At 69.5% G+C, this 4,254-nt stretch carries 5 protein-coding genes; 4 read left to right on the top strand and 1 reads right to left on the bottom strand.

What is annotated here, in order from left to right; translation table 11 throughout:
• Positions 1-104: CoA transferase (locus IG08_RS59860; protein WP_158812423.1), on the bottom strand; the 104-nt coding region annotated here is incomplete at its 3' end.
• 183 nt (positions 105-287) lie between these two features.
• Here IG08_RS59860 and sucC point away from each other — a divergent pair.
• The 4 genes from sucC to IG08_RS59855 all read left to right on the top strand — a co-directional run.
• A complete protein-coding gene (gene sucC, locus IG08_RS0152980; protein ID WP_030621964.1) occupies positions 288-1,418 on the top strand; it encodes an ADP-forming succinate--CoA ligase subunit beta in 1,131 nt (376 codons plus the stop codon).
• Positions 1,419-1,429: 11 nt separating this feature from the next.
• Positions 1,430-2,329 (top strand): succinate--CoA ligase subunit alpha, encoded by a 900-nt coding sequence (sucD, locus tag IG08_RS0152975; RefSeq protein WP_030621963.1) that lies wholly within the window; start codon positions 1,430-1,432, stop codon positions 2,327-2,329.
• Between the two features lie 168 nt (positions 2,330-2,497).
• Positions 2,498-4,054, top strand: coding sequence for an aldehyde dehydrogenase family protein (locus IG08_RS0152970; RefSeq protein ID WP_030621962.1), 1,557 nt, complete (start codon positions 2,498-2,500; stop codon positions 4,052-4,054).
• 99 nt (positions 4,055-4,153) lie between these two features.
• A partial coding sequence (locus IG08_RS59855) for a CoA transferase (RefSeq protein ID WP_158812422.1) occupies positions 4,154-4,254 on the top strand: 101 nt, incomplete at its 3' end.

Here is a 4,254-nt window from a genome sequence, read left to right as displayed (position 1 = left end):
ACCACATCCGCCCCCAGCCACGCCAGCAACTGCGTCGCCGACGGCCCCGACTGCACATGCGTCATGTCCAACACCCGCACACCCTCAAGCGCCTTCGTCGTCACAGGTCACCTCACTTGTTCGCTGCCTCGAGCGTCCTGGCGGCGGTGGTCGTGGGCCACGTTCGGCACATTGCATACAGTCGACGAATACTGTATGAAGATTGTTATCCCGCATCCGATGGGTGATGTCCAGGGGTCGTGCAGCACTTTTAAGTCGTGCATCACTTTTCAGACGGGAGTCGAATCATGGACCTGTACGAGCACCAGGCCCGAGGGCTCTTCGAGGAACACGGAATCCTGGTGCCCAGGGCCGAGGTCACCGCCTCACCCAAGGAGGCACGTGAGATCGCCCGCAGGCTGGGCGGCCCTGTCGTCGTCAAGGCGCAGGTCAAGACCGGGGGCCGGGGCAAGGCGGGCGGTGTGAAGCTCGCCGCCGACCCGGCCACGGCCGAGCTCACGGCACGTCGGATCCTCGGCATGGACATCAAGGGACACACGGTCGGCAAGGTCATGCTGGCCCAACCCGTCAACATCGAGACCGAGTTCTACGTCGCCTACGTCCTCGACCGCGCGGCGGGCCGTTTCCTCGCGATCGCCTCGGCGGAGGGCGGCATGGAGATAGAGGAGGTCGCCGCCGGACGGCCGGAGGCCGTCGCCCGTATCCCCATCGACCCGGCCGAGGGCGTCACCTCCGCGAAGGCGTACGAGATCGCCAAGGCCGCCGGGCTGCCACCGCAGACCGTGGACGTCCTCGTACGACTGTGGGGGGTGCTGGTCCGCGAGGACGCCGTCCTCGTCGAGGTCAACCCGCTCGTCCGCACCCGGCAGGGGCAGATCCTCGCCCTCGACGGGAAGGTCGCGCTCGATGACAACGCCCGTTTCCGGCAGGCCCGTTGGGGTGCCGAGAACGTGGTGCACGACGATCCACTGGAGGAGGCAGCCGCCGCGAAGGGCCTCAACTACGTGAAGCTCGACGGCGAGGTCGGCATCATCGGCAACGGCGCCGGACTGGTCATGTCGACCCTCGACGTGGTCGCCGGCTGCGGTGCCCGCCCCGCCAACTTCCTCGACATCGGCGGCGGGGCGTCGGCCCGGGTCATGGCCGACGGGCTGTCCGTCATCCTCTCCGACCCGGCCGTGAAGTCGGTCTTCGTCAACGTCTTCGGCGGGATCACCGCCTGCGACGCGGTCGCCGACGGCATCGTCCAGGCCCTGGATGCCGTGCAGTTGACCAAGCCGCTCGTCGTGCGCCTCGACGGCAACAACGCGGTCCGCGGCCGCGCCATCCTCGACGAACACGCCCACCCCCTGGTCCAGCAGGCCACCACGATGGACGGCGCCGCCCGCCGCGCCGCCCAACTCGCCCACACCAGCTGAAGGAGCGGGACATGGCCATCTTCCTCACCGAGGAGTCCAAGGTCCTCGTCCAGGGCATGACCGGCGGCGAGGGCATGAAGCACACCCGGCGGATGCTCGCGGCCGGCACGAACGTCGTCGGTGGCGTCAACCCGCGCAAGGCCGGTCGCGCCGCCGACTTCGATGAGCGGGCCGTACCCGTCTTCGGGTCGGTGCGCGAGGGAAGGGAGGCGACCGGAGCGGATGTGAGCGTGGTCTTCGTACCACCGGCGTTCGCCAAGGCAGCCGTTGTGGAGGCCGCCGACGCCGGACTGGGACTCGTCGTCGTCATCACCGAGGGCATCCCCGTCCACGACTCCGTCGCCTTCCACGCGCACGCCGCCAAGAAGGGCACGCGCGTCATCGGCCCCAACTGCCCGGGCCTGATCACGCCCGGCCAGTCCAACGCGGGCATCATCCCCGCCGACATCACCAAACCGGGCCGCATCGGCCTGGTCTCCAAGTCCGGCACGCTCACTTATCAACTGATGTACGAGCTCCGGGACATAGGTTTCTCGACATGCGTGGGCATCGGCGGAGACCCCGTCGTCGGCACCACTCACATCGACTGCCTGGCGGCCTTCCAGGACGACCCCGACACCGAACTGATCGTTCTCATCGGGGAGATCGGCGGCGACGCCGAGGAACGGGCGGCCCTGTTCGTCCGCGACCACATCACCAAGCCCGTCGTCGGCTACATCGCCGGCTTCACCGCACCCGAGGGCAGGACCATGGGGCATGCGGGAGCCATCGTCTCCGGTTCGTCCGGCACCGCCGAGGCGAAGAAGAAGGCCCTGGAAGCAGCCGGAGTGCGCGTGGGCAGTACCCCGACCGAAACGGCTCGGCTGGTGCTGGCCCATCTGGAAACGGAACGCGACGTCAGTCATCGTTGACAGGGAGTGACTGTCGACGACAGTCCGGCCTCACCGCGTTCCCCCTCGGACGCGACCTACATGTGCGACCTACACACGCGACCAACTGGTCGCGCGGGCACGCATTCTGCGGTTCGGCAGATGCCAGACCCCCCGCCCCCGACTGTGCACCGAGAGCGGAGACATCGCATGGCAACCACCCTCAACTCCACCCACCTCACGGTGAAGTCCGGTACGTCCTGGACCGACGCCTGGCAGCGATGCCTCGCCGTCGCCCCCGAGGCGTTCCGCGACGACCGCGTCCTCAACCTCTGGAACGCCGCCTGGCAGGCGGACGGCCGGGCACTGCCCGCCACCAGCCCCGTCGACGGCAGCCCCATCGCCGGCCCGCCGCGCCTGGACCGGGCCACCGCCCAGCAGGCCGTGCGCGCCTCGCTCGACCAGCACCGCGCCTGGCGCCACGTACCCCTCGACGAGCGCCGCGCCCGCGTCGCGGCCACCCTCGACGCCCTCACCCAGCACCGCGAACTCCTCGCCCTCCTCCTCGTCTGGGAGATCGGCAAGCCGTGGCGGCTCGCGCAGGCGGACGTCGACCGGGCCATCGACGGCGTGCGCTGGTACGTCGACGGCATCGAGCCGATGGTCGCCGGCCGGGCTCCGCTGGACGGCCCGGTGTCCAACATCGCGAGCTGGAACTACCCGATGAGCGTGCTCGTTCACGCAATGCTGGTCCAGGCACTGGCAGGCAACGCGGTCATCGCCAAGACCCCGACCGACGGCGGCGTCGCCTGTCTGACCCTGGCCTGCGCGCTCGCCGCCCGCGAGGGGATACCCGTCACCCTGGTCAGCGGCAGCGGGGGAGAGCTGTCGGAGGCGCTGGTGAAGGCGCCCGAGATCGGCTGCGTCTCCTTCGTCGGCGGACGCGACACCGGCGCCGCGGTCGCCACGGCCGTCGCCGACCTCGGCAAACGTCATGTCCTCGAACAGGAAGGACTCAACACCTGGGGCATCTGGAACTACTCGGACTGGGACGCGCTCACCGCGGTCATCCCCAAGCTCTTCGACTACGGCAAGCAGCGCTGCACGGCCTACCCGCGCTTCGTGGTCCAGCGTGAACTGTTCGACGAGTTCCTCGCCGCCTACCTGCTGGCGGTCCGCACCCTGCGAGTCGGTCACCCGCTCGCCGTCGAGCACCCCGACGACCCGTACCCGGCACTCGACTTCGGCCCCGTGATCAACGCGGCCAAGGCCAAGGAACTGCACGACCAGGTCGCCGAGGCCATCAACCGCGGCGCCGTCCCGCTGCACCGCGGCAGCCTGAGCCAGGCCCGCTTCCTGCCCGGCCAGGACACCTCGGCGTACGTCCATCCCGTCACGCTTCTGAACCCGCCGCCGTCCTCCCCGCTGCACCACGCGGAGCCCTTCGGCCCGGTCGACACCATCGTCCTGGTCGACACGGAGGCGGAGCTGCTGGCCGCGATGAACGCGTCCAACGGCGCGTTGGTCGCCACCTTGTCCACGGACGACCGGGAGACCTTCGACCGGCTCGTCCCGCAGATCCGTGCGTTCAAGGTCGGTCACGGCAAGCCGCGTTCGCGGGGCGACCGTGACGAACTGTTCGGCGGGTTCGGCGCCTCCTGGCGCGGCGCTTTCGTCGGCGGCGACCTGCTGGTGCGCGCGGTCACCCAGGGCCCGGCGGGGGAGCGGCTGCCCGGGAACTTCCCGGAGTACCAGTTGATGCCGTGAGGTGAGCTGGGGCGGCGCCCGTGCAAGGGCGCCGCCCGGCAACTGGCTCGACAACAGACCTAGTCGGTATGCAATATGCAATGTGGGAGGGTGGCGAGCATGACGAAGGCGCTTGAGGGTGTGCGGGTGTTGGACATGACGCATGTGCAGTCGGGGCCGTCGGCGACGCAGTTGCTGGCGTGGCTGGGGGCGGATGTGGT

Source organism: Streptomyces fulvoviolaceus (assembly GCF_000718165.1).
In the GTDB taxonomy this organism is placed as follows: domain Bacteria; phylum Actinomycetota; class Actinomycetes; order Streptomycetales; family Streptomycetaceae; genus Streptomyces; species Streptomyces fulvoviolaceus.
The sequence above is the reverse complement of the archived record's forward strand: the minus strand, read 5'-3'. Positions and strand labels throughout refer to the sequence as shown.